This is a genomic window from Actinomycetota bacterium (assembly GCA_030650795.1).
Taxonomy (GTDB): Bacteria; Actinomycetota; Actinomycetes; order S36-B12; family S36-B12; genus UBA11398.
The window spans coordinates 1-1,575 of the sequence record JAUSDJ010000039.1 but is presented as its reverse complement, the minus strand read 5'-3'; the positions used below and the strand labels follow the sequence as shown (position 1 = coordinate 1,575).

At 64.1% G+C, this 1,575-nt stretch carries 1 protein-coding gene; it reads right to left on the bottom strand.

All coding sequences use genetic code 11. The features are described 5' to 3' along the window. Positions 1-15: 15 nt before the first annotated feature. The coding region (locus Q7L55_11945; protein MDO8733260.1) for an ISNCY family transposase at positions 16-1,575 on the bottom strand (1,560 nt) is incomplete at its 5' end.

Sequence of the window (1,575 nt, the reverse complement as noted above, 5' to 3'; positions counted from 1 at the left end):
GTTTCTGAGAATATGTCACCCTGGTATGACGACGCTGACCTCGGTGTTGGCCTTCGGGGCTTGGGCTGTGGACCCCTGCGGCTCCCAATCAGGGCTCATGTCCGCCTCTGGACCATCCCCGCGTGCCTCAAGCAGGCGCTTGAGCGTGGCATAGCCTATGTCCATATCTCTGGCTGCCCGCCGCCGTGAGAGTCTGCCTGCCCTGATGTGCTCCAGGGCTTCCTCGAATCGCTGTGGAAACCCTGGCCGCTCAGTCACCGAGGGTCTCCCAATGTGCTTTCCCTGCTGCCGTGCGCGCTCCATCCCCACCTTCACCAGCTCTCGATGATGGAACATCGTCTCGGTATCCTCGTACCAGATCGGGTTGGGCGTGAGCTTGCCTATCATATGCTGGTCTTCCTGACCCTTGGGCACCGGAGAGGGGCGCGCAGGCGCGGGGGCACGAGACCGGAGGGTGGTGGCCAGGGGAGGTGCTTCCCCTGGAGTGAGGATCCTACCCTGGCAGCACACCAAGAGTCGCCCGTCCAAACGTTCCTGGACCTCGACGTGGGCCCTGGCGTAGCTGATCCGGTCCGTCCCGGGGAAGAGTTGCAAGGTGCGGCCTTGGTACTGTACCGTGTTGTCCTTCGCCACTATCCGCCGCTCCTTGACACAGAGCACGCCGTCTACGTCGAGCCCAGGCTCTGGCAGCCGGTAGGCGGACCCTGACTCCGCGGCCGGCACGCCGAAGCGCGCATTGAAGCGGGGCAGGAATGCTTCGAGGACACGGGTGGCCTCCGTCAGCGTGCAGGCACCCGCCAATCGCAGCTCCGCCACTAGCCGGTCCTGGAAGGTGCCGTTGGCCCGCTCCACCCGCCCTTTCGCCTCAGGGCTGAGGGCGAATATCTGCGTCACGCCCAACTCCATTAGGGCACGAGCAAACTGCGTAGGAATGCCCTTCGTTGTCTGGTGCTCCTCTTCCCACTGGGTCCGGTGGTGCTGAAAGACGGCATGGCGGTCCGTGTAGACCGCCAGCGGAATGCCATGGTGCCGGACGATGTCCTGAAAGAGGAGCAGGTAGCCCTGGGTGTCCTCCTGATCGCGGAAGAGCGCGGCTGGGATGGTACCAGTGGCATCGTCCACCGCAAGCAAGAGGGTGAGCTTTGGTCCCCGGCCCATCAGCCAATCATGCGGACTCCCATCCAGTTGCAGCAGCATCCCCTCTTGCGCCTTGCGTTCCCGCCGCTCCCGGTGCCGTGGAGGCCGTCGTCGCCGAGGGCTGGATACCCCGGCACCCATGAGGATGTTCCGAACCGTGGAACGAGCCAACCCGATGCCCTCGCGCTCGGCCAGGAGCTCCGTGAGGTGCGTGTGGTTCAGGCCAACATACTGGGTTCGGGCTAGAGTGATCACGTGGTCACGGACCTCTTGTGGCGTCGCATTCACGGGCCGCTGCCCACGATTCCCATGGGCAAGTGCAGCAGCCCCCTCCTCCCGGTATGCTGCCAGCAATCTTCGCATGTGACGCACAGAGACACCCATCAACGTGCCAGCCTCCCTCCCCGTGATCTCTCTTCGCAGAACCTGGTTCAATAC